Genomic DNA, 22,294 nt, shown 5'->3' on the forward strand with positions numbered 1-22,294 from the left:
GCCCGGCTGTTCAGCCGAGCGGCTGCTGAAGCATGACCAGGTTGCCGCAGGTGTCGTCGAGGACCGCCGAGACGACCGGCCCGGTCGGGACCGGCGGGGCGGTGAACGTGACGCCGAGACCGGTGAGCCGCTCGTGCTCCTTCGCCAGGTCGTCCACGGCGAAAATCATCACCGGCAGGCCGGCCGCGCGCAGCCCCTGCTGGTACGCCTGCGCCACCGGCGAGCCGTTCGGCTCCAGCAGCAGGTGAACGCCGTCGGGGTCGGCCGGCGAGACGACGGTGAGCCACCGGGCACCACCGCCCAGCGGGACGTCGTGCCCCACCGCGAAGCCCAGCACGTCCGTGTAGAAGCGCAGCGCCTTCTCCTGGTCGTCGACGAAGACACTGGTCACGGCCACTCTGATCATAGGTATGCCCCTTTTCTCCGCCACGGGAATTGCACGCGTCGAGTCCACATACAACCACCACCGGCGCTGTTGCGACAAGCCGACCGCCATCGAGTACGCGCACAGAAAGGGCACCCTCCACAACGGATAGGCACCCTTTCCTTTTCCGAATTCCTTTGCAGGAATCCCCCGGGAGGTCCCGCTCCGGAGGGGTCAGCTCAGGGCGTCTGCCCGCACGCTCTTCTGTTCGTCATGAGGGCAGCAGTGAGGGTGATGAACTCAGCTTCCCTATTGCATGCCACCAGCCGTGCCCGGCTGCCCAGGGCCCCGGCAAAGTCGCGGAGTGTCCGATCCCGCCCGAAGGCAACGAGTTCTGCCTGCTCAAGGCCCGCCTCGACCCACTCTGAGGCTCATCGCGCGTCGCCACCGGATACGTCGAGGACGTACAACTGCTCAAGCCTGCCGCTGCGCGGATGCGGTACCGGCGTCCCCTGGACACGCCAGCCGAGGCCTTCGTACAACCGCACGGCCCGCGTGTTGTCGGTGTAAACCATCAGCACCGCCTGCTCGTACCCTGCCTGCGCCAGCACGGCCGGGACCGCCGCCATCAGCCGTCGTCCGACGCCTGCACCCCAGGCACCCGGGCTGACCCCGACATAGCGGACCTCCGCGATCGCTTGACCCTCGCGGGCCCGCCCCCACGGTTCCATCGCCGCGAATCCGATTGTCCGCCCATCGTCGTCAGCCACGAGCAGCACCGACCGCGGGGAACTGTCCAGCACAGTCCGGATCAGTGGACGAGCCAACTCAAGCGGCGCGACGTCCTCAGCACCGTCCCGCGCCGCCGTGGTCTCGGCCCAGATCCGCGCAGCGGCGTCCACTCGCTCCGGATCAGCGGTCACCGTGATCAGCGATGCCATCCCGCGAGCTTACGACCCGCCCGGCACAACCAGCGAGCGGCCGAGGCGCGCGCTTCCTGCGCCGGCCCAACCTCGGCAAGCAGGAACTTTAAACACTTCGTTGACAACGGCTAGTTTGGCTGCTGGACTCGGTGGCATGACCGCAACGCAGCAGGATCCGTTCACCGCCCCCGACCCCGGCCGCGCCCGGGCGCAGCGCACCTATGCCGCGTTGACCCGGATCGCCGAGCGGCACGCGTCCGACGACACGCGCCGCCGACGCCACACCAACCCGTACGTGCCGGACCCGTACGAGGCGGTGGCCCTGGTGACCGCGCTGGCCGCCGGCGGGGCCGAGCTGACCGCCGACGAGGAGCCGGTCGACTCCGCCGACCTGGTGGCCGCGCTCACCCTCGTGCCGCACGTGCGGGCGGAGCTGGACGCGCTGGAGGCCGGGCTGCTCCGACTCGCCCGCGACCGGGGGCTGACCTGGCAGTCCATCGCCCACGGCCTCGGGCTCGGCTCGGCACAGGCCGCCCGGCAGCGTTTCGAGCGGCTCACCGGCCGGGTCGACGCTGGGGCCGGGAGCGACGCCCCGGACGACGGTCGGCGGGAAGACAATGGCGTACGGCACGACGACGGGCGGGGCAGGTGATGGAGCGCGCGGAGCTGCTGGCGTACTGCCTGGCGAAGCCGGGGGCGTCGCTGGACCAGCCCTGGGACGACGGCGAGGTCGTGAAGGTGGGCGGCCGGATCTTCGCCTTCCTCGGCCCGGAGTCGGCCGATCGGGTAGGCGTCAAGTGCGGCCCGACCCGGGAGATTGCCGACGAGTGGCTACACCGGTTCCCCGACGACGCCGTCGCGTCCTCGCACATCGGCAGGTTCGGGTGGAACAGCCTGCGACTGACCGGCGCGATCGACGGCGACGAGCTGCGCGAGGCGGTGGACGCCTCGTACGAGGCGGTGGTGGCGAAGCTGCCGAAGCGGGACCGCCCGGCGGCCGGCTGAGCGCGGCGCGGCGACCGACGCGGCGCGCGGGGGGTTCCCGCGCGCCGCGTCAGGACGCGTCGTCAGCGGGGCACTACCTGCTCGGCGGCCCACTCCCGCCAGCCGGCGAGCTGGTCGGCGGCGGCGGCGAGCTGGTCGGCGACCGGGCCGGGGCCGGTGGAGCCAGGGGTGATCCGCGCGGCCAGCGCCGAGGAGACCGAGAGCACGTCGCGCACCGACGGGTCGAGGTGCTCGCTGACCGTCGCCAGGTCGGCGTCGGAGACCTCGTCGAGGGCGCATTCGCGGACCGCGCAGAGCGCGACCAGCCTGCCGGTGATCTCGTGCGCGTCCCGGAACGGCACGTTGCGGCGGACCAGCCAGTCGGCGACCTCGGTGGCCAGGGAGAAGCCGACGGGGGCGGCGGCCACCAGGCGGTCGACGCGGACGGTCATCGTGGAGATCATCCCGGCGAGGGCCGGCAGCAGCAGTTCCAGGGTGTCGACCGCGTCGAAGGCCGGCTCCTTGTCCTCCTGCATGTCCCGGTCGTACGCCATCGGCAGGCCCTTGAGCATGGTCAGCACGCTCACCAGGCCGCCGACGAGCCGGCCGGACTTGCCCCGGGCCAGCTCGGCGATGTCCGCGTTCTTCTTCTGCGGCATGATCGACGAGCCGGTGGCGAAAGCGTCGTCCAGCTCGACCCAGCCGAACTCGTGCGACGTCCACAGCACCACCTCCTCGCCGAGGCGGGACAGGTGCACCCCGATCATCGCGGTGATGAAGAGGAACTCGGCGACGAAGTCCCGGTCAGCCACGGCGTCCATCGAGTTGGCGAAGGACGTGCGGAAGCCCAACTCCTTCGAGACGGCCACCGGGTCCAGCGGCAGGCCGGAACCGGCGAGCGCGCCCGCCCCGAGCGGGCTGACCGCGGCCCGGTGGTCCCAGTCCCGCATCCGGTCCAGGTCGCGCAGCAGCGGCTGCACGTGGGCCAGCAGCCAGTGGCCGAAGGTGACCGGCTGGGCGTGCTGAAGGTGGGTCATCCCCGGCGCGGCCGTGTCGACGTGCCGCTCGGCCTGCTCGGTGAGGGCCTCGGCCAGCTCGACCAGCCGGGCGGCCACGCCCCGGGCGTGGTCGCGCAGGTAGAGCCGCAGGTCGGTGGCGACCTGGTCGTTGCGGGACCGGCCGGCGCGCAGCTTGCCGCCGAGGCTGCCGAGGCGCTCCAGCAGCCCGCGTTCCAGAGCGGTGTGCACGTCCTCGTCGTCCACGGTGGGGCGGAACGAACCGGAGGCGCAGGCGGCCTCCAGGTCGTCCAGGGCGGCGAGGATGCGACCCAGTTCCTCCGGGTCGAGCAGGCCCGCGCCCGCCAGGACCCGGGCGTGCGCCCGGGACCCGGCGAGGTCATACGGGGCGAGGCGCCAGTCGAACTGCACGCTGACCGACAGCCGGGCCAGGGCTTCGGAGGGGCCGCCGGCGAACCGGCCGCCCCACAGGCTCGTACGGTTGGTCGCGGCGCTGTTCTCGGTGAGGCTCTTGTCGTCCACGCCACCCATTGTGGTTCCCACGGTCAGGAGCCGGCCAACCGGGCGTCCCGCGCGGCGGCCATCTTGCTGGGCAGGCCCCACAACTGCACGAAGCCCTTGGCCAGGGACTGGTCGAACGTGTCGCCGGTGTCGTAGGTGGCCATGCCGAAGTCGTACAGGCTGGCCTCGGAGCGCCGGCCGGTGACGGTGGCCCGGCCGCCGTGCAGGGTGAGCCGCACCTCGCCGGAGACCTGCTGCTGGGCGTCGTCGATGAAGGCGTCCAGGGCCTTCTTCAGCGGCGAGAACCAGAGGCCGTCGTAGACCAACTCGCCCCAGCGCTGGTCGACGCCCTTCTTGAACCGGGCCAGGTCCCGCTCGACGGTGACCGCCTCCAGCTCCTGATGGGCGGCGATCAGCGCGATCGCGCCGGGGGCCTCGTACACCTCGCGGCTCTTGATGCCGACCAGGCGGTCCTCGACCATGTCGAGCCGGCCGACGCCCTGCGCGCCCGCCCGCCGGTTCAGCTCCAGGATCGCCTGGTACGGGGTGACGGTCTCGCCGTCGATCGCGACCGGCACGCCGGCGTCGAAGGTGATGACCACCTCGTCGGCGTCGCGCTCCTGCGCCGGGTCCGACGTGTACGAGTACAGGTCCTCGATGGGAGCGTTCCAGATGTCCTCCAGGAAGCCGGTCTCCACGGCCCGGCCCCACAGGTTCTGGTCGATCGAGTACGGCGACTTGGCCGACACGTCGATCGGCAGGCCCTTCTCCTCGGCGAAGGCGATCGCCTTGTCCCGGGTCCAGGCGAAGTCCCGGGCCGGGGCGATGATCTTCAGGTCGGAGGCGAGCGCGGCCAGGCCGACCTCGAAGCGGACCTGGTCGTTGCCCTTGCCCGTGCAGCCGTGCGACACGATGGTGCCGCCGTGCTTGCGGGCCGCGGCCACCAGGTGCTTGACGATCAGCGGCCGGGACAGCGCGGAGACCAGCGGATACCGGTCCATGTATAGGGCGTTGGCCCGCATCGCCGGCAGGCAGTACTCGGCGGCGAACTCGTCGCGCGCGTCCACCACCTCGGACTCGACGGCCCCGCAGTCCAGGGCACGCTGCCGGATGGCGTCGAGGTCCTCGCCGCCCTGCCCGACATCCACCGCCACCGCGATTATCTCGGCGCCGGTCTGCTCGGCCAGGTACGGAATCGCGACGGAGGTGTCCAACCCCCCGGAGTACGCAAGGACGACCCGCTCGGTCATGGTGTGTTGCTCCCTTCAACGTTCTCTTCCCGGCGGGACCACGCGGCGAGCTTCTCGCCCAGCGCGGCGCCGCCCACGGCCTCGCGGGCCACGACGAGGATGGTGTCGTCGCCGGCGATGGTGCCGACGACCTCGGGCAGGCCCGCTCGGTCCAACGCGCTGGCCAGGTATTGGGCTGCGCCCGGCGGGGTGCGCAGCACGGCGATGTTGCCGCTGGAGTCGACCTCGTTGAGCAGCTCCCGCAACAGCCGGATCAGCCGGGCCGGGGCGGCCTCAGCGTCGCGCAGCGGCCGGTGGCCGTCCTCGGGGATGACGTACAGGAGCCGCCCGTCGCCGCCCCGGGCGGTGACCGCGCCCAGTTCCTTGAGGTCCCGCGACAGGGTGGCCTGAGTGACGCCCACGCCGTCGCCGGCGAGCAGGTCGGCCAGCTCCGTCTGCGAGCGGACCGCCTTGTCGCGGATCAGCTCGACGATGCGGGCGTGCCGGGCGGCTCGGGTCAGCGGGGCGGTCATTGCGGGCCCTCCAGCAGGTACGCCAGCAGCGCCTTCTGGGCGTGCAGCCGGTTCTCCGCCTGGTCGAACACCGCGCTCTGCGGGCCGTCGAGCACCTCGTCGGTGATCTCCTCACCCCGGTGCGCGGGCAGGCAGTGCAGCACGATCGCGTCCGGCGCGGCGTGCCCGATCAGTTCCTTGTTGAGCTGGTACGGCAGGAACGGGGTGATCCGGTCCAGCCCGTCGGACTCCTGCCCCATCGATGTCCAGGTGTCGGTGGCCAGCACGTCGGCGTCCCGGACCGCCTCCACCGGGTCGCGCAGCACCCGCACCGACCCGCCGGTGCCGGCGGCGATCTCCGCCGCCCGGGTGACCACCTCGGGGTCGGGGTCGAACCCGTCCGGCCCGGCGACCCGCACGTGCATCCCGGCGGTCGCCCCGGCCAGCAGGTACGAGTGCGCCATGTTGTTCGCCGCGTCCCCGACGTACGCCAGGGTGCGGCCCCGGGTGTCGCCGAACCTCTCGCGGACGGTGAGCAGGTCGGCCAGGAGCTGGCAGGGGTGGAAGCCGTCGGTGAGGGCGTTGATCACCGGCACGCTCGCCCCGGCGGCGACCTCGGCGATCCGGTCGTCACCGTGGGTGCGCAGCACGATCGCGGCCACGTACCGGGACAGCACCCGGCCGGCGTCGGCGAGGGCCTCGCCCCGGCCGAAGTGGGTGACCTGGGTGTCCACCACGAGCGGGTGGCCGCCCAGCTCGGCGATGCCGGCGTCGAACGAGATCCGGGTACGCAGGCTCTGCTTGTCGAACAGCACCGCCACCGACCGCGGGCCGGCCAGCGGCTTGTGGGTGTACCGCTCGGCCTTCATCCGGGCGGCCAGGTCCAGCACGGCCGACTGCTCGGCCGGCGAGAGGTCGTCGTCGCGCAGCAGGTGGCGGGTCATGCGGTGGCCTCCGGGGTGGTGGCGGCGTCGAGGGCGGCGGGCAGGGCGGCCAGGAAGGCGTCGACCTGGTCGGTGGTGAGGACCAGCGGCGGGGCGAGCCGGACCACGCCGGGCTGCACCGGGTTGGCCAGGAACCCGGCCTCGCGCAGCGCGGTCGCCAGCGGGCCGGACACGTCGGCGGTGAGCACGATCCCGAGCAGCAGGCCCGCGCCGCGCACCTCGGCCACGAGGGGGTGGCCGAGCGCCTCGACGCCCCGGCGCAGCCGCTCACCGACCCGCTTGACGTGGTCGAGCAGCCCCTCGCTGGCGATGGTCGACACCACCGCGAGGGCGGCGGCGCAGCTCACCGGGTTGCCGCCGAAGGTGGTGCCGTGGGAGCCGGCCCTGAGCAGGTCGGCGGCCGGGCCGAAGGCCAGGCAGGCGCCGATGGGCAGGCCGCCGCCGAGGCCCTTGGCGAGGGTGACGATGTCGGGTTCGATGCCCTCGGCCTGGTGGGCGAACCAGTGCCCGGTGCGGCCGACGCCGGTCTGCACCTCGTCGAGGACCAGCAGGGCGCCGTGCCGGGCGGTGATCCGCCGGGCCTCGGTGAGGTAGCCGGCCGGCGGGACGACGACGCCGTTCTCGCCCTGGATCGGCTCCAGGATGACCATGGCGGTCGCGTCGGTCACCGCCTCGGCGAGGGCCGCCGCGTCGCCGTACGGGACGTGGGTGACGTCGCCGGGCAGCGGGCGGAACGGGTCGGCCTTGGCGGGCTGGCCGGTGAGCGCGAGCGCGCCCATGGTCCGGCCGTGGAAGCCACCGACGGTCGCCACGACGTGGGTACGCCCGGTGAGCCGGGACAGCTTGAACGCGGCCTCGTTGGCCTCGGCGCCGGAGTTGGCGAAGAAGACCCGGCCGCGCCGGCCCGCGAGGGCCAGCAGCAGCTCGGCCAGGGCCACCGGCGGCTCGGCGACGAACAGGTTCGACACGTGCCCGAGGGTGGCGACCTGCCGGGACACGGCGGCCACCACGGCCGGGTGGGCGTGGCCGAGGGCGTTGACCGCGATGCCGCCGAGCAGGTCGACGTACTCCCGGCCGGCGTCGTCGACCACGACCGCGCCGGAGCCGGACACCAGCGCGAGCGGCGGGGTGCCGTAGTTGTCCATCAACGACTGCCGCCAGCGGTCCACCAAAGTGCTCATGACGAAACCGAGCCTTTCCTGTTCCCGACTGCGGGGCTCGCAGGCTCACTCCTCGCGCTCACGACCATCGTTCCGAACCCTTCCGAGGTGAAGACCTCAAGCAGCGTGGAGTGGGCGACCCGGCCATCGACGACGTGCGCTGCGGGCACGCCGTGGCGCACCGCCCGCAGGCAGGCCTCCATCTTCGGGACCATCCCCGATTCCAGGGACGGCAGCAGCTCCGCCAGGTCGTCGGTGGTGATCTCGCTGACCAGGCTGTCGGTGTCGGGCCAGTTCGCGTAGAGGCCGGGGACGTCGGTGAGGACGACCAGCTTGCGGGCCTGGAGCGCGATCGCGAGCGCGGCGGCGGCGGTGTCGGCGTTGAGGTTGTGCAGCACCCCGTCGACGTCCGGCGCGACGGTGGAGATCACCGGAATGCGGCCGGCCGCGATCAGGTCGGTCACCGCCGACGGGTCGACCGACTCGACGTCGCCGACCTGGCCGACGTCCACCGGCTCCCCGTCGACGTACGCCGGGCGGCGCACGGCGGTGAACAGGCCGGCGTCCTCGCCGGAGAGGCCGACGGCGTACGGGCCGTGCGCGTTGATCAGCCCGACCAGCTCCCGGCCGACCTGGCCGACCAGCACCATCCGCACGACGTCCATCGCCTCGGGGGTGGTGACCCGCAGGCCGCCCCTGAACTCGCTGTCGATGCCGAGCCGGCCGAGCATGGCGGAGATCTGCGGCCCGCCGCCGTGCACGACGACCGGCTTGAGGCCGGCGTAGCGCAGGAACACCATGTCGGCGGCGAAGGCCCGCTGGAGGTCGGGGTCGACCATCGCGTTGCCGCCGTACTTGACCACGACGGTGGTGCCGGAGAGGCGGGCCAGCCAGGGCAGCGCCTCGATCAGGGTCTCGGCCTTCGCCTGGGCCCGGGTGAGATCCGCGCTGAGACTCATGTGGAGTACGCCGAGTTCTCGTGCACGTAGGCGTGCGACAGGTCGCTGGTCCACACGGTGGCCTCCGCGTCGCCGGCGTGCAGGTCGATCCGGATCGTCACGTCCCGCCCGGTGAGGTCCACCTTCGAGCGGTCCTCGGCGGCGGCGCCGGAGCGGCACACCCAGATCCCGTTCACGGCGACGTCGACGGCGTCCGGCTCGAACGCGGCGGCGGTGGTGCCGACGGCGGCGAGGATCCGACCCCAGTTCGGGTCGTTGCCGAACAGCGCCGTCTTGACCAGGTTGTTGCGGGCCACCGACCGGCCCACCTCGACCGCGTCGTCCTCGCTCGCGGCGCCGACCACGTCGATGGTGATCTGCTTGGTGGCACCCTCGGCGTCGGCGATGAGCTGCTGGGCCAGGTCGTGACAGGCGGCGGTGACGGCGGCGGTCAGCTCCGCCTGCGTCGGCTCGATGCCGGACGAGCCGCTGGACAGCAGCAGCACGGTGTCGTTGGTGGACATGCAGCCGTCGGAGTCGATCCGGTCGAAGGTGACCCGGCAGGCGGCGCGCAGCGCGGCGTCGAGCGCCGCCGGCCCGGCCACCGCGTCGGTGGTCAACACGCAGAGCATCGTCGCCATGGCCGGGGCGAGCATGCCGGCGCCCTTGGCCATGCCGCCGACGGTCCAGCCGCTGCCGGCGGCCACGGTGGTCTTCGGCCGGGTGTCGGTGGTCATGATCGCCTCGGCCGCGGCGGTGCCGCCGTCGCGGGACAGGCCCCGGATCGCCGCCCGTACGCCGGGCAGCAGCTTCGGCATCGGCAGCCGCTCGCCGATCAGGCCGGTGGAGCAGACCGCGACGTCGGCGGCGCCGAGCCGCAGCCGGGGGCTGGCCGAGGTCAGCGCGGCGGCGGTGTGCTCGGCGGTGGCGTGGGTGTCCTGGAAGCCGGCCGGGCCGGTGCAGGCGTTCGCGCCACCGGAGTTCAGCACCACGGCGCGGGCCACGCCGCCGCGGACCACCTGCTGGGTCCACAGCACCGGCGCGGCCTTGACCCGGTTGGCGGTGAAGACGCCGGCGATCCCGGCGTCCGGGCCGTCGTTGACGACCAGGGCGATGTCGCTGGCGCCGCTGCCCTTGAGCCCGGCGGCAACCCCGGCGGCCCGGAATCCCTTCGGCGTGGTGACGGTCACAGGGCCCACCTTTCGTTCACGACTGCGGGGCTCCGCTCCGCTGCACTCCTCGCGCTCACAGGAGCCCACCTTTCGTTCGCGACTGCGGGGCTCCGCTCCGCTGCACTCCTCGCGCTCACGGTGCGACCCCCCAGACGGACAGGCCCATGGTCTCCGGCAGGCCGAGCATCAGGTTGGCGCACTGCACGGCCTGGCCGGCAGCTCCCTTGCCGAGGTTGTCGATCGCGCTGACCACGATCACCCGACCGGAGTCGACGTCGACACCCGCCTGGAGGTGGCAGGAGTTCGAGCCGAGGGTGGCGGCGGTGTGCGGCCAGGCCCCCTCGGGCAGCACGTGCACGAACGGCGCGTCCGCGTACGCCTCCGCCAGGACCGCGCGAGGGTCGATGCCGGAGCCGGTCGGCACGGCGGTGACCGTGGCGAGGATGCCGCGCGGCATCGGCGCGAGGAGCGGGGTGAGGGAGAGGCTGGTCGCGCCGGTGGCCTGCTTGATCTCCGGCACGTGCTGGTGGGCCCCCACCTTGTACGGGGACAGGTCGCCCATCACCTCGCTGCCGAGCAGGTTGGTCTTGGCGGCCCGGCCCGCGCCGGAGGTGCCGGAGGCGGCGACCACCACCACGTCGGCGGGGTCGACCGCGCCGGCCGCGACAAGCGGGGCGAGCGCGAGCGTGGTGGCCACCGCGTAGCAGCCGGTGTTGGCGACCCGGGTCGTGGTGGCGATCGCGGCGCGCTGACCGGGCAGTTCGGGCAGGCCGTAGGTCCAGGCCCCGGCGTGCTCACCGCCGTAGTACCGCGTCCAGGCGGCGGCGTCGCGCAGCCGGTGGTCCGCGCCCAGGTCGACCACCCGCACCGTCTCCGGCAGGGCGGCGGCCAGGGCCGCCGACTCGCCGTGCGGCAGGGCCAGGAAGACCAGGTCCGCGTCGGCCAGGGTCGCCGGGGTGGTCGCCGCGAACACCAGGTCCAGCCCGACGAGCTGCGGGTGTACGGCGGTGACCGGTGCGCCTGCCTGGCGGTGCGCGGTGGCGGCGACCAGGTCGAGCTCGGGGTGGCCGGCGACCAGGCGCAGCAGCTCGCCCCCGGCGTAGCCGCTCGCCCCCGCTACCGCAACTCGGATACCCATTCCCACCTCCGCATGACTATGCAGCGGAGACTACCCGGTCGGGGCGACGCGCTGCAAATCCATACGGTCCAGCGCATGAATCCGCCGACAGCGGAAGGCCGGTACGGCCCGTTTCATCCTCTTAGTACCCTCAATTTCGCTACGGGCCGGCCTTCGCCGTCCGCGCGGGCGGAGATCCCGACCGGCGGCGAGGTCGCCCAGGTCCCGGGTAGCGCTCGAAGAAGTACGGGAGCCATCGTCGGCAGAACGCGGCGAACGGCCTCGCCGCTGGGCAGACCCGCCTGCTGAAGCCGGACAGCGACACGACGCCCGGCTCGGCGGTCCCGTGGAAGAGACCGATCGTGACGGCGAAGACGCCGCGCTGGTAGGCGGCCTGGACACCGGCGGCCAGGGTCCCCGCGTCCAGGTCGTCCGGACCGGCGTCTCTGATGAGCAGCTCACCGGCGACCGCCGGCAGCAGGTTGTTGCAGAGCACGGTGATCAGCTTCGGGTTCGGCGCGAGGTCGGTGACCGACGACCGGTAGCCGTTGCTACTGACGAACACCTCCGTGAAGGGCAGGAGGACCCTGGCCGTTCCCCAGTCGCGGGTCAGCTGCCGGGCCCGATGCGACGACGCGGCAACCAGATGCAGCTGCGTCGCCAGCAGGGCGTACTGGAGGCGCGGGTGGCTGGCCAGCCGCCGGGCGACTCGGACCTCCTCGGCACTGAAGCACAGGCGGGCGAGCATGTACGAGCGAGCCAACTCCCGCGCCTGGCTACTGGTCAGCGACGCCTCGGCCGCTCCCCTGTGCCGGTGTCGGGAGCGCGACGGGGGCGTCAGGAGACGCTGCCGCACGAGCTCCGGAGAGATCGAGGCGTAGAACGCGGAGAGGACCCGGTCCGCGGTCGGCAGCGCGGGCTCCGGTCCGTTCCGGCAGCGCCGGACGAGATCGCACCAGTCCGTCGACAAGAGGTTCATGGTCTGCCGGCACGACTCGGAATGCGACGTCCCGAGCACGGCCGCCACCCGCTCGACGCTGCGCAGGAGAGAATCCGCCGGCGAGCGGGGGGTCGTCTCCGCCCGGAGGCGGGCGACCGCAGCCTGGCTGCTCCGGTCCGTCGCCACGTCAAAGTAGTCGTCCAGACCGTCAAGGTCGGCCGCACCGAAGTGCACCGCCACGGGTTTCGCGTCCACCACGCGCTGCCAGTAGCGCGCCCTGAGCGCGGCGGGACCGGTCAGCAGCGGCTCGACGTCCCCCGACTCCGATGGTGGCTCTGCGTGCGGCAGGCCCCGCCGTAACACCGACCGCACGAAGTGGTCGTTCTCGGCCACCACCGCGCCGGGCGCGCTGCGGAACCACATCTCGGACGCCAGCTTGGCCGTCTGCATCTCCTCGTTGACGAACTGGAGATACGTGTCGAGCTTCTCCCGCTCAGGGTGCACCGGATTCCCGGTCCCGGAGCGAGGGGGCCACCAGATCCGCGTACATCCCGAACAGTTCGGCCGTGAGGGCGGGGCCCCGATCGCCCAGGTCGAAGAGGTCGCCAGCCAGCGCCGCCGCGAGGGCACCGAAGACGGCGGCGGTGACGAGGGAGTCGCTGTCCGCCACGCGCCTCGCCGCCACGCCGAGGTCGACAACGAAGCGGTGCAGGGAGACAGCCGCGGCCCGCCCGTCGGTCGATCCCCAGACGGGGCCGGCCGAGCCGGACACCCGAGCGGTCGACATGAGCCGCTCCAGGGCCAGCAGGCCGGAGCAGAGCTGGTCGGTGAGTTCGCCGAGCCCCCGGTGCGACCCCGCGCCCGCGTCCCGGAGGATCAGATCCGGGTCCTGCTGCGTAACGATGCCGAGGATGTGCTCCGGCCTCATCTCCCGAACCACGATCCGCGCGCGCTTGCGGGTCTCCTCCCTGAGGTCGACGTAGAGCGGCATGTTGAGGGCACCCTGCAGGTCGTACTGCATGCGCAGGACGAGTCGCCCCGCGGCGGACGATTCCTGGCCGGCGAACCTCGCCAGCGTGGCCGAGCGGAGCTGGTTGAGGGAGACGCCCCCGCTCTGCCGCGCGTACCAGGCGCGCAGTGCCGCGCCGCGAAGGAGGTGGCGGTCCGGATCGACGACGAGGCCCGGCCAGGTCGCCGCCGCCCTCAGTGCCGCGACGATCGACGCCCCCTGGTCCGTCAGGAGGCTCAGGAAGGAGCGGTCCCCTCCGCCCGTCAGCAGGAAGCGGTCGAGGTCCCCGCCCGCGACGTCGCCGACGCCGAGGAAGCCGGTGCCGTCGTCGATCCGGTGGAAGGACGCCATGATCGCACTGCGCGCCCCGCCCGCGGAGGTCCGGTACCGATGGTGGACCAGCCGGCTCGCGGCGAAGATCGTGTGGCAGGGCGCCGCCATGTCCTTCAGGTGGACGACGCGAGGAAGGCGGTCGTCGAAGAGGCGCGCCTGGGCGGCGAGTGCCTCGTCCACCCGGGCCCCGGAGGGAAAGATGCAGCTGTCCTCGTCGCTCCACGCCTCGCCGTCGGGAGCCAGGTAGCACTGCCTGAGCAGCCGGTTCGTCCGGGGCAGGTAGGTGAGTCCCTGCCCAGAAGGCCCCAGACCCGTGCCCAGGGTCCACGCGACGATCACCTTGAACTCGTCCATGAACGGGCTGTTGTCGACGTGCAACGTGTTGTCCCGAGCCACGACGTCGACCGGGTGGGTGTCCTTCGCCCGCAGGTCGATGATCTTCATGGGCGCGCCGAGAGCATGCGCGACGAGCGCCACCAGGAGCGGGTGCGTGAACACTTCCCGGAAGTGGGGATCATCGAGCAGGAAATCGCAGTCCGCGACGTTCAGATAGTTGTGCAGCGAACCCCTGCTGCCCTTGGCGCTGATCGCCGAGTCGTACGCCCGCCGCGCGCCGTCGAAACGCGCGGGCGGGACCAGTCCGGTGAAGCTCAGCGCTCCTTCGGTCGCCAGTTCCCGGGTCAGGGCGAGGAACGTGGCGAGGAGAACCGGACCGTTCTCCTCATCCCGACAGGCATGACGGATGACCGCCTCGATGTCACAACGGAAGCTGTCGTCTTCCCGTTGCCGGCGCAGTTGCCGGTACGACCGGGGGCTGGCCACCTCGTCGAACGGGACGAGCGGGGCATACCGCGCGGTCATGTGGCCGGCGTCCCGATCACCAGTGTGGAGCGGGTGGGATCGGGGTAGTGCTCAAGGCGGGCCAGGGCACGTTGAACCTCCGCCACGGCGCTCGCGTTGCCCAGCCGGCCGTAGGCGTCCTCGAGCTGGCGCAGCATCGTCCGTACCGAACGGACGTTGCCGAGGGACTCCTCGACCCGCCAGGCGCGCTCCAGCCAGGTGCAGGCCTCCTCGAGATCACCGGACCTGAGGCCGACGCCGCCGAGCAGCCGGAGAGCCAGGGCCCGGCCATAGGCGTTTCCCTGATCTTCACACATGGCCAGGCTGCGGAGCCCGAGCGCTTGCGCCCACGAATGGTGGTCCAGTTCGTTGAGGGCTCGGGCGGCGTCGTAGAGCCCGCGCGCCTCACGCACCGAATTGTTGCTCCGTCTGGACTCCCGTGCCGCCCGCAGGCCCCACCGCAGCGCCTCCCGGTGGTCACCCGATCGCAGGGCGAGCTCCGCCATGGCGTGCTGGGCGGACGCCAGCCCGGTGTCGTCGCCATGCGCCGCGTCCAGCTCCATCGAGGCACGGAGTGCCTGCTTCGCGGGCTCGAGCTGCCCGGCGTCCGCGTAGGCCCGTCCCAGTCCTCGCCGGGACAGCGCCTCCATCGGCCGGTCGCCGGCGACCGCGGCATCGACGGCCTCCTGCTGGATGGACAACGTCCTCGTGACGTCCTGCCGCCAGTAGAGGAACGTGTTCACGGACCAGGCGAACCGGGTGATGAACGCGAAGTCCCGACCGGTCCGGGCAGCCTCGATGAGATAGGTCATGGACGGGGTGATCGACTCGAACCAGGCGAGGGCTTCGGCGATGCCGAACCCGGTGGCTGCGGTGAGGGCCGCCAGCTCGCCGTCCAACGGCAGGGGGTTCCGGTTCGGATCGATGGCCCGGTCCGCGGCGTAGCTGAGCGCCAGGTACACCGTCCGGACACGCCGCCCGAGTTCCTCCTGCTCGGAGCTGTCCAGCACCTGCGAGAGCGTCTCCGACAGATATGCCTTCATGATGTCGTGGAAGCGGTAGCGGCCGGGGCCGATCTCGTCGATGAGTGAGGACAGGCACAGAATCTGCAGGCTCCGGTCGCAGTCACGCACGGGCTCGTCGACGACCATGCCTAGCACCGAGACGGACCACTCGGTGCTAGGCAGCATGGAGGCGACGTAGAGGATCCGCTTGGTCTGCGCGTCCAGGTCGTCCAGCGACCAGGAAATGACCCGTCCGACTTCGATGCCCAGCCCGGCGTCGTCGAGGAAACGAAGCGGGGTCCGCTCCGCCTCGATCCCCCGCGCCGCGTCCCGGATCGTCCAACTGGGGTGGATGGCGAGTTTCGCCGAGACGATGGCCAGCGCCAGCGGGTGCCCCTCCAGGAGGTGGACGATGCGTCGGGCGCTGTGGTCCTCGCGCTCCACCCGGATGAACCCGACCCGCTCGGCGAGCAGTTCGACTCCCTCTTCGATGGTCAGCAGGGGAAGTTTGAGAACCCTGGCCTCGTGCCGGACGATCATCTCGGGAATGGCACGGCGGCTGGTGACCACCAGGACCGAACCGAAGCCCGGTACGAGTTCCCGGATCTGGTCGTAGGAGCCCACGTTGTCGATGATGACCAGGCAGCGCTTCCCGGCGGTGACGGCACGGAAGATGCTGCCCCATTCCGCCTCGTTGTCGGGCAGGTCGGCGCGGTTGATCCCGAGCGTGGCCAGGAAGGTGCGCAGGGCGTCCCGCGGTTCGACCCGCGGCGTGCCCGAGTACGCGCACATGTCGACAAAGAACTGCCCGTCGGGGTAGTTGGCGATACGCGAACTGGCCCAGGCGAGGGCGAGGGTCGTCTTCCCCGAGCCGGCCAGGCCCCACAGCATGCAGCAGCGCGACCCGGGCGCGTTCATCGCCTCGTCCATCTCCTGCAGCAGATGGTGCCGGCCGACGATTCTCCCGATCCCGCCCGGAAGCATGTGCGGTGGTTCGGGGGACCACCGCGCGGCGCGCGGCTGCTGAACGTAGATGGCACCGGACGAACCGACCTGGAGGATCTGGTTCGCCGAAAGGCCCTCGGCGATGTTGTGCGAGGTGTTCTCGGGTGCGGGGCCCATGTCGGTCACCTTTCGGCTCTACCATGGCCGGACGTCGCAGGCGCCGACCGGCGCGGCAACCAGGAGACGAACGGTTCGGCTACATCGCGACGTCCCCGACGCGCTGAGCCTGGACCAGCTTGCCGACGTTGCTGGAAGCCACCACGTTCGTGGCGCCGGCCGGCGTGCCGCCCTGCGCGAGCTCCCGCAGGAAGTCCGGATCCTCGGCGGCGCACCTGACGAGGAGTTCCCGCAGTCTCGCGATGTCCTCCGCGGACGGCGCACCCTGCGCGGCCCGGTCCAGCGACTCCATCGTCTCCTCCGGTTCGCGCTGCCTGACGAGTCGCTTGCGGATGGCGTCGACGAGTGCCGACCCGGATCCCTCGGCGAGCTTGACGAGTGCTGCGGAAACGATGACCTCGATCATTGCGCTACTCCTACAACATTGAGGGACGGCAACCGTTGCGCCGGCGGTGCGCCCGGTCGGCAGGCTGGACGAGTGCGCGGTGGTGTGGGATTCCCGAGGCGGCTGCCGGCCCGCTCCCCGGGCGACGGGAGCGGCCCACCAGAGGGCGGCGCGAAGGCACCTGCCGGCAGCTGCGGCCGTCCCCGCAAGGTCAGGCTACCGACGTGGCGGTTGTCCGGCTCCTGTCAGATGTGCGACAGGGCACTCACCAGGGCGTTCCGTCGCGGTGCTCTGGTCGCCGGTGACCGAGATCCGATATGGAACCGACCGGACGACGACGGCCCCGTACCACACGGGTACGGGGCCGTCCTCCGGCCGGTCAGGCGCCCCGGAGGGTGGCGCCGAAGCGCTCCGCCGCGCGGGCGACGGCCGCGTCGCGGGCCGCCACCGCCTCCTCGACCGTCAGCGTCCGGTCGGGGGCGCGGAAGGTCAGCTTGTACGCCAGCGACCGGCGCCCCGCGCCGAGCTGCTCGGAGGCATACACGTCGAACAGCCGGACGCCCTCCAGCAGCTCGCCGGCGCCCTCGACGAGGGCCCGCTGCACCTCGGCGGCGGGCACCCGCTCGTCCACCACCAGCGCCACGTCGATCAGTGCCGGCGGGAAGCCGGAGATCGTCGGGGCCGGGGCGACCGGGGCGGGCGGCAGCGCATCCAGGTCCAGCTCCATGGCGCTGGTGCGCCGGGGCAGCTCCAGCGCGGCCACCACGGCCGGGTGCAGCTCACCGGCGTGGCCGACGACGGCCCCGTCGACCAGCAGCTCGGCGCAGCGGCCCGGGTGCCAGGGCGCGTGCTCGGCGGCCCGCACCTCGATCCGGTCGGCGGGGATGTCGGCGGCGGCTAGCACCGCCCGGGCGGCCTCGACCGCGTCCGCCCAGCCGGCCGGCCGGCCGGCGCCCCACCAGCCGGCCGGCTCGAAGTCACCGGCCAGCGCCACGGCGACGTGCCGGGGCTGATCGGGCACGACCGCGTCGGCGGCGGCGAACTCGGCGGCGGTGGGCCGCCGGTCCACGCCCATCGCGGGCGGGGCGCCGACGCCGGCGCGCGGGTGGAAGACCGTCCCGATCTCGTAGACGGCGACGTCGCGGTGGCCCCGGCCGAGGTTGCGCTTGAGGATGCCGAGCAGCGGGCCGAGCAGCATGGTGCGCAGCAGCGGCTCCTCCTCCGACAGCGGGTTGGCCACCCGCACCGCCGGGCGGCGCGGGTCGTCGGCGGGCAGTCCGAGCAGGTCGGCCAGCTCACCGGCGACGAACGGGTGGGCGAGCACCTCGACGTACCCGCGCTCGGCGAGCGAGCGGGCCACGGCCCGGCGGCGGCGCTGCTGCCAGGTCAGCCCCCGGCCGGGCGGCGCGGTGGGCAGCACCGACGGGACCCGGTCGTACCCGTCGAGGCGGACCACCTCCTCGACCAGGTCGGCGGGGTCGGTGAGGTCCGGGCGCCAGGTCGGCGGGACGACGGTGAGCACGTCGGCGCCCCCGGCGGCCGGGACCCCGACGGCGCCCGGGTCCTCGCCCAGCCGGTCGACGCCCCGGGTGACACGGCAGCCGACCTGCTCCAGCAGGGACACCACCCGCTCCGGGGAGTAGGCGACCCCGACCCGCCGGCTCGGCAGGTCCGCCGGCAGGGTGACCGGGGTACGCGGCCGGACGTGGTCCAGGTCGAGAATTTCGGCCCCGGGGGTGCCGCCGGCGTGCTCGGTGAGCAGCCGTACCGCCCGCTCGACGGCGACCAGCGCCAGGGCCGGGTCGACGCCCCGCTCCCAGCGCTTCGCCGCCTCGCTGAACAGCTTGTGCCGGCGGGCGGTGCGCCCGACCATCACCGGGTCCCAGTGCGCGGCCTCGAACAGCACGTCGGTGGTGGAGGCGAGGACCTCGCTGGTCTCCCCGCCCATCACCGCGGCGAGCGAGATGGGCCCGCTGTCGTCGCAGATCACCATGTCCTCGGCGGTCAGAACGCGGGCCACCCCGTCCAGGGTGGTCAGCTTCTCCCCCGCCCCGGCCCGGCGCACCACCAGCGGCCCGGAGATCCGGTCGGCGTCGAAGGCGTGCATCGGCTGGCCCAGTTCGAGCATCACGTAGTTGGTGACGTCGACCGGCAGCGAGATGCTGCGCACGCCGGCCACGGTGAGCCGCTGTTGCATCCAGCCCGGGGTCGACACGGTCGGGTCGATCCCGCGCACCATCCGGGCGGTGAACCGGTCGCAGCCGACGGTGTCGCGCACCTCGACCGGGTACGCCGGCTCGGCCGTCCCGGCCGGGGCGGGCGCCAGGCCCGGGTCGCGGAACGGCACACCGAGGGCGTGCGCCAACTCCCGGGCGATGCCGCGGACGCTCAGGGCGTACCCCCGGTCCGGGGTGATCTCCACCTCGACGACCACGTCGTCGAGCCCGACCACCGGTCGGGCGTCGTCGCCGGGCAGCGCCTTGACGTCCTCGGGCAGCACGATGATGCCCGAGTGGTCGTCACCCAGGCCCAGCTCCTTGGCGGAGCAGATCATGCCGTGGGAGTTGCGCCCGTACGTCTTGCGCGCGCCGATGGCGAATCCGCCAGGCAGCACGCCGCCGGGGAGGATCACCACCACCCGGTCACCGGGGGCGAAGTTACGCGCCCCGCAGACGATCTCCTGCGGCTCACCGGTGCCGTTGGCCGCGCCGACATCGACCCGGCAGAACCGGATCGGCTTCTTGAAGCCGGTGAGCTCCTCGACCTCCAGGACCTCGCCGACGACCAGGGCGCCGGTGACCGTGGCCCGCAGGTCCACGATCGACTCGACCTCGATGCCGAGGTCGACCAGCGCCTGCTCCAGGTCCTCGGCGGGCAGGTCGGTCGGGAGGTCGACGCACTCCCGCAGCCAGCTGACAGAGACTCGCATGACTCAGATCACCGTTTCCGTTACTCGTGCCCGCACCGTCTACGCCCCGGCCCCGAACGCGCGGGTGAACCGCATGTCGCCCTCGGCCATGTCCCGCATGTCGCTGACCCCGTGGCGGAACATCACGGTCCGGTCGATGCCCATGCCGAAGGCGAATCCGGAGTAGGCCTCCGGGTCGATCCCGCAGGCGCGCAGCACCCGGGGGTTGACCATGCCGCAGCCGCCCCACTCGACCCAGCGCGGCCCGTCGCGGTGCTCCGGGAACCACACGTCGAACTCGGCGGACGGCTCGGTGAACGGGAAGTAGTGCGGCCGCCAACGGGTCTTCGCGCCCTCGCCGAACATGGCCCGGGCGAAGTGGTCGAGGGTGCCGCGCAGGTGCGCCATGGTGATCCCCTTGTCCACCACCAGGCCCTCGACCTGGTGGAACACGGGGGCGTGGGTGGCGTCCAGCTCGTCGGTGCGGTACACCCGGCCGGGCACCACCACGTAGATCGGCGGCTTACGGGTCAGCATGGTGCGCGCCTGCACCGGTGAGGTGTGGGTGCGCAGCACCAGCCCGGAGCTCTCCGCGCCCGGCGGCGGTGCGATGTGGAAGGTGTCCATCAGACCGCGCGCCGGGTGGTCGGCGGGGATGTTGAGGGCGTCGAAGTTGGTCCATTCCAGCTCGACCTCGGGCCCCTCGGCCACCTCGTAGCCCATCCCGACGAAGAGGTCGCTGATCTGCTCCATCAGCGTGCTCAGCGGGTGCCGGGCGCCGCGCGGCCGGCGGTCGTAGGGCAGCGTGACGTCGACCCGCTCGGTGACCAGCACCCGCTCGGCCTGCTCGCGTTCGAGGACCTCGGCGCGGGCGGCGTAGGCGGCCTCGATCGCCCGGCGGGCCTCGTTGACCCGCTTGCCGGCGTCGGACTTCGCGGCCGGTGGCAGCGCGCCGATCTCCCGGCGGGCCAGCGAGACCGGGGACCGGTCACCGAGGTGCGCGGGACGCAGCGCGGTCAGCGCGTCCGGGTCGGCGGCGGCGGCGAGCGCCTGCTCGGCGTCGGCCACGGCCCCGGCCAGGGCGTCCGGGGCGAGCAGGGCGACCTGCTTCGGGTCGTACGGATCGTTGCGATAGGTCATGGCGTACGGGCACTCCCTCACGGCGGCACCGGCCCTGCACGGGCGGCGAAGCGAGTCTACGGACGCGCGGCTGTGCCGCAGCCCGCCGGTGGGAGGTCACGCAGGGGGAAGGGTCAGGCCCGCCGCCCGCCGACACCGGCGGGCTGGCTAAACGAACGCCGTGGCGCGTTCATCATGTGGACGACTCCCCTGTGCTGGAACCGCGCCGCCGGCCGGGCACCCGACACCGGGTGCGGACGCGCTCGGGCGTCAGCGCAGTGCTCTCGCTGAAGCGTACAGGCACACGGCGGCAGCCGCAGCCAGGTTCAGGCTCTCGGCGCGCCCGTGCAGCGGCACCCGCACCCGGGCGTCGGCGGCGGCGGCCAGCTCCTCGGGCAGCCCGTGCGCCTCCGAGCCGAACAACCAGGCGGTAGGGGCGGCCAGCCGGCCGGCGTCGGCGAGGTCGTCGAGGTCGCTGTCGCCGTACCCGGTGGTGGCGAGAATCGAGAGCCCGGCGGCGCGCAGCGCGGCGACCACGGCCAGGGCGTCGGGCGCGCGGACCACGTCGACGTGGAAGAGGCTGCCGGCCGAGGCCCGCACGCACTTGCCGTTGTACGGGTCGACCGCGTCGCCGGCGAAGACCACGGCACCGGCCCCGGCGGCGTCGGCGGTGCGCAGCACGGTGCCGGCGTTGCCCGGGTCGCGGATCTCGGCGAGCACCGCGACGAGGCGGGGGCCGGCGGCGAGCGCGTCGTCCAGCGGCACGTCCAGGTGCCGGCAGACGGCGACCAGGCCCTGCGGGGCGACGGTCTCGGTGAGCACGGCGAGGGCGTCGTCGGTGACCTCGGAGACCGGCACGTCGGCGTGGGCGGCGCGGGCGGCCAGGTCGGGGTACCGGTCGAGGGCTCCCGGGGTGCCGAACAGCTCGACGACGGTGCCGGGGCGGACGAGGGCCTCCCGGACGGCCTGCGGCCCCTCGGCGAGGAACCGGCCGGCGGCTTCGCGGTCGCGGCGCCGGTGCAACCGGCGGGCGGCGACGACCCTGGGGGTACGTGGGGTGAAGGGCATGGTGTCCGGCTCCGTAGCGCGGCCGAGGCGCCCGCCGTGCGTCGTGGACGACACGGGGGGCGCCTCGGCCGGGTGCTGGCGGATCAGGCGGCCTGGGCCGCCGCGCCACCGGTGCCCTCGGCCGCCACGGCGACGCGGGCGATCTCGACGATCGCGGCGAACGCGGTGGCGTCGTTGACGGCCATGTCGGCCAGGATCTTCCGGTCGACCTCGACGCCGGCCAGGCGCAGGCCCTGGATCAGCCGGTTGTAGGTCATCCCGTTGGCGCGGGCACCCGCGTTGATCCGGGTGATCCACAGCTGCCGGAAGTCGCCCTTGCGGTCGCGACGGTCCCGGTAGGCGTACTGCATCGAGTGCAGCACCTGCTCCTTGGCCTTGCGGTACAGCCGGGAGCGCTGACCGCGGTAGCCGCTCGCGGCCTCCAGCAGGGTACGACGCTTCTTCTGGGCGTTCACAGCCCGCTTGACGCGTGCCATCTCAACTCCTTATTCGGTTCAGGTGGCGCGCGTCAGCGGCCGAGCAGCTTCTTGATGCGCTTGACGTCGGCCTTGGCCACCTCGACGGTGCCGGTCAGCCGGCGGGTACGGGTGGAGGCCTTCTTCTCCAGGAGATGGCGCTTGCCGGCCTGCTCGGTGACGAGCTTGCCCCTGCCGGTCACCTTGACCCGCTTGCCCATGCCCGTGTGGCTCTTCATCTTCGGCATTGA

Annotated in this window: 21 protein-coding genes; 2 read left to right on the top strand and 19 right to left on the bottom strand. The window is 72.8% G+C overall.

Annotated features, from left to right (window positions below):
• Nucleotides 1-10: 10 nt before the first annotated feature.
• Both OG559_RS00135 and OG559_RS00140 read right to left on the bottom strand, forming a co-directional pair.
• Nucleotides 11-403: a VOC family protein gene (locus OG559_RS00135; RefSeq protein ID WP_405116284.1), complete on the bottom strand. Its 393-nt coding sequence runs from the start codon at nucleotides 401-403 to the stop codon at nucleotides 11-13.
• Nucleotides 404-795: 392 nt separating this feature from the next.
• Entirely contained in the window at nucleotides 796-1,305 is a 510-nt protein-coding gene (locus tag OG559_RS00140) for a GNAT family N-acetyltransferase (protein ID WP_405110753.1), read from the bottom strand.
• A gap of 136 nt (nucleotides 1,306-1,441) precedes the next feature.
• On the opposite strand from OG559_RS00140, the gene OG559_RS00145 reads away from it, so the two are divergent.
• Both OG559_RS00145 and OG559_RS00150 read left to right on the top strand, forming a co-directional pair.
• A complete protein-coding gene (locus OG559_RS00145; RefSeq protein ID WP_405110756.1) occupies nucleotides 1,442-1,939 on the top strand; it encodes a DNA-binding protein in 498 nt (165 codons plus the stop codon).
• On the top strand, nucleotides 1,939-2,292 hold the full coding sequence (locus OG559_RS00150) for an MmcQ/YjbR family DNA-binding protein (RefSeq protein WP_405116287.1): 354 nt from the start codon (nucleotides 1,939-1,941) through the stop codon (nucleotides 2,290-2,292). Before OG559_RS00145 ends, OG559_RS00150 begins: the two co-directional genes overlap by 1 nt.
• A gap of 62 nt (nucleotides 2,293-2,354) precedes the next feature.
• On the opposite strand, the gene argH is transcribed toward OG559_RS00150, so the two are convergent.
• The 17 genes from argH to rpmI all read right to left on the bottom strand — a co-directional run bounded on the left by argH (nucleotide 2,355) and on the right by rpmI (nucleotide 22,291).
• The gene (gene argH / locus OG559_RS00155; RefSeq protein ID WP_405110759.1) at nucleotides 2,355-3,818 is read right to left on the bottom strand and encodes an argininosuccinate lyase; all 1,464 of its coding nucleotides are present in this window, start codon (nucleotides 3,816-3,818) and stop codon (nucleotides 2,355-2,357) included.
• 14 nt (nucleotides 3,819-3,832) lie between these two features.
• Nucleotides 3,833-5,038: an argininosuccinate synthase gene (locus tag OG559_RS00160; protein WP_405110762.1), complete on the bottom strand. Its 1,206-nt coding sequence runs from the start codon at nucleotides 5,036-5,038 to the stop codon at nucleotides 3,833-3,835.
• The gene (locus tag OG559_RS00165) at nucleotides 5,035-5,550 is read right to left on the bottom strand and encodes an arginine repressor (RefSeq protein ID WP_405110765.1); all 516 of its coding nucleotides are present in this window, start codon (nucleotides 5,548-5,550) and stop codon (nucleotides 5,035-5,037) included. Before OG559_RS00165 ends, OG559_RS00160 begins: the two co-directional genes overlap by 4 nt.
• Nucleotides 5,547-6,473 carry an ornithine carbamoyltransferase gene (gene argF / locus OG559_RS00170; RefSeq protein WP_405110769.1) on the bottom strand — a complete coding sequence of 309 codons (927 nt, stop codon included), beginning with the start codon at nucleotides 6,471-6,473 and terminating at the stop codon, nucleotides 5,547-5,549. Before argF ends, OG559_RS00165 begins: the two co-directional genes overlap by 4 nt.
• Nucleotides 6,470-7,654: an acetylornithine transaminase gene (locus tag OG559_RS00175; RefSeq protein ID WP_405110772.1), complete on the bottom strand. Its 1,185-nt coding sequence runs from the start codon at nucleotides 7,652-7,654 to the stop codon at nucleotides 6,470-6,472. The genes argF and OG559_RS00175 overlap by 4 nt, the downstream gene beginning before the upstream one ends.
• Nucleotides 7,651-8,592, bottom strand: coding sequence for an acetylglutamate kinase (gene argB, locus OG559_RS00180; protein WP_405110775.1), 942 nt, complete (start codon nucleotides 8,590-8,592; stop codon nucleotides 7,651-7,653). The genes OG559_RS00175 and argB overlap by 4 nt, the downstream gene beginning before the upstream one ends.
• Nucleotides 8,589-9,761 carry a bifunctional glutamate N-acetyltransferase/amino-acid acetyltransferase ArgJ gene (gene argJ, locus OG559_RS00185; RefSeq protein WP_405110778.1) on the bottom strand — a complete coding sequence of 391 codons (1,173 nt, stop codon included), beginning with the start codon at nucleotides 9,759-9,761 and terminating at the stop codon, nucleotides 8,589-8,591. Before argJ ends, argB begins: the two co-directional genes overlap by 4 nt.
• A gap of 115 nt (nucleotides 9,762-9,876) precedes the next feature.
• Complete coding sequence (argC, locus tag OG559_RS00190) at nucleotides 9,877-10,881, bottom strand: N-acetyl-gamma-glutamyl-phosphate reductase (protein WP_405110781.1); 1,005 nt, start codon at nucleotides 10,879-10,881, stop codon at nucleotides 9,877-9,879.
• 139 nt (nucleotides 10,882-11,020) lie between these two features.
• A complete protein-coding gene (locus tag OG559_RS00195; RefSeq protein ID WP_405110784.1) occupies nucleotides 11,021-12,304 on the bottom strand; it encodes a hypothetical protein in 1,284 nt (427 codons plus the stop codon).
• Nucleotides 12,294-14,003, bottom strand: a complete 1,710-nt coding sequence (locus tag OG559_RS00200) for a hypothetical protein (RefSeq protein ID WP_405110787.1) — start codon at nucleotides 14,001-14,003, stop codon at nucleotides 12,294-12,296. Before OG559_RS00200 ends, OG559_RS00195 begins: the two co-directional genes overlap by 11 nt.
• Entirely contained in the window at nucleotides 14,000-16,108 is a 2,109-nt protein-coding gene (locus tag OG559_RS00205) for an NB-ARC domain-containing protein (RefSeq protein WP_405110789.1), read from the bottom strand. The genes OG559_RS00200 and OG559_RS00205 overlap by 4 nt, the downstream gene beginning before the upstream one ends.
• 79 nt (nucleotides 16,109-16,187) lie before the next feature.
• Complete coding sequence (locus OG559_RS00210; RefSeq protein ID WP_405110792.1) at nucleotides 16,188-16,514, bottom strand: hypothetical protein; 327 nt, start codon at nucleotides 16,512-16,514, stop codon at nucleotides 16,188-16,190.
• 358 nt (nucleotides 16,515-16,872) lie between these two features.
• Nucleotides 16,873-19,422: a phenylalanine--tRNA ligase subunit beta gene (gene pheT / locus OG559_RS00215; protein WP_405110795.1), complete on the bottom strand. Its 2,550-nt coding sequence runs from the start codon at nucleotides 19,420-19,422 to the stop codon at nucleotides 16,873-16,875.
• Between the two features lie 39 nt (nucleotides 19,423-19,461).
• A complete protein-coding gene (gene pheS / locus OG559_RS00220) occupies nucleotides 19,462-20,541 on the bottom strand; it encodes a phenylalanine--tRNA ligase subunit alpha (RefSeq protein WP_405110798.1) in 1,080 nt (359 codons plus the stop codon).
• Between the two features lie 249 nt (nucleotides 20,542-20,790).
• Complete coding sequence (locus OG559_RS00225) at nucleotides 20,791-21,642, bottom strand: TrmH family RNA methyltransferase (protein WP_405110801.1); 852 nt, start codon at nucleotides 21,640-21,642, stop codon at nucleotides 20,791-20,793.
• 29 nt (nucleotides 21,643-21,671) lie between these two features.
• Complete coding sequence (gene rplT, locus OG559_RS00230; RefSeq protein ID WP_396673824.1) at nucleotides 21,672-22,064, bottom strand: 50S ribosomal protein L20; 393 nt, start codon at nucleotides 22,062-22,064, stop codon at nucleotides 21,672-21,674.
• Between the two features lie 32 nt (nucleotides 22,065-22,096).
• On the bottom strand, nucleotides 22,097-22,291 hold the full coding sequence (rpmI, locus tag OG559_RS00235) for a 50S ribosomal protein L35 (RefSeq protein WP_320067918.1): 195 nt from the start codon (nucleotides 22,289-22,291) through the stop codon (nucleotides 22,097-22,099).
• Nucleotides 22,292-22,294: the final 3 nt, after the last annotated feature.

The organism is Micromonospora sp. NBC_01405, assembly GCF_045040155.1.
GTDB lineage: Bacteria > Actinomycetota > Actinomycetes > Mycobacteriales > Micromonosporaceae > Micromonospora.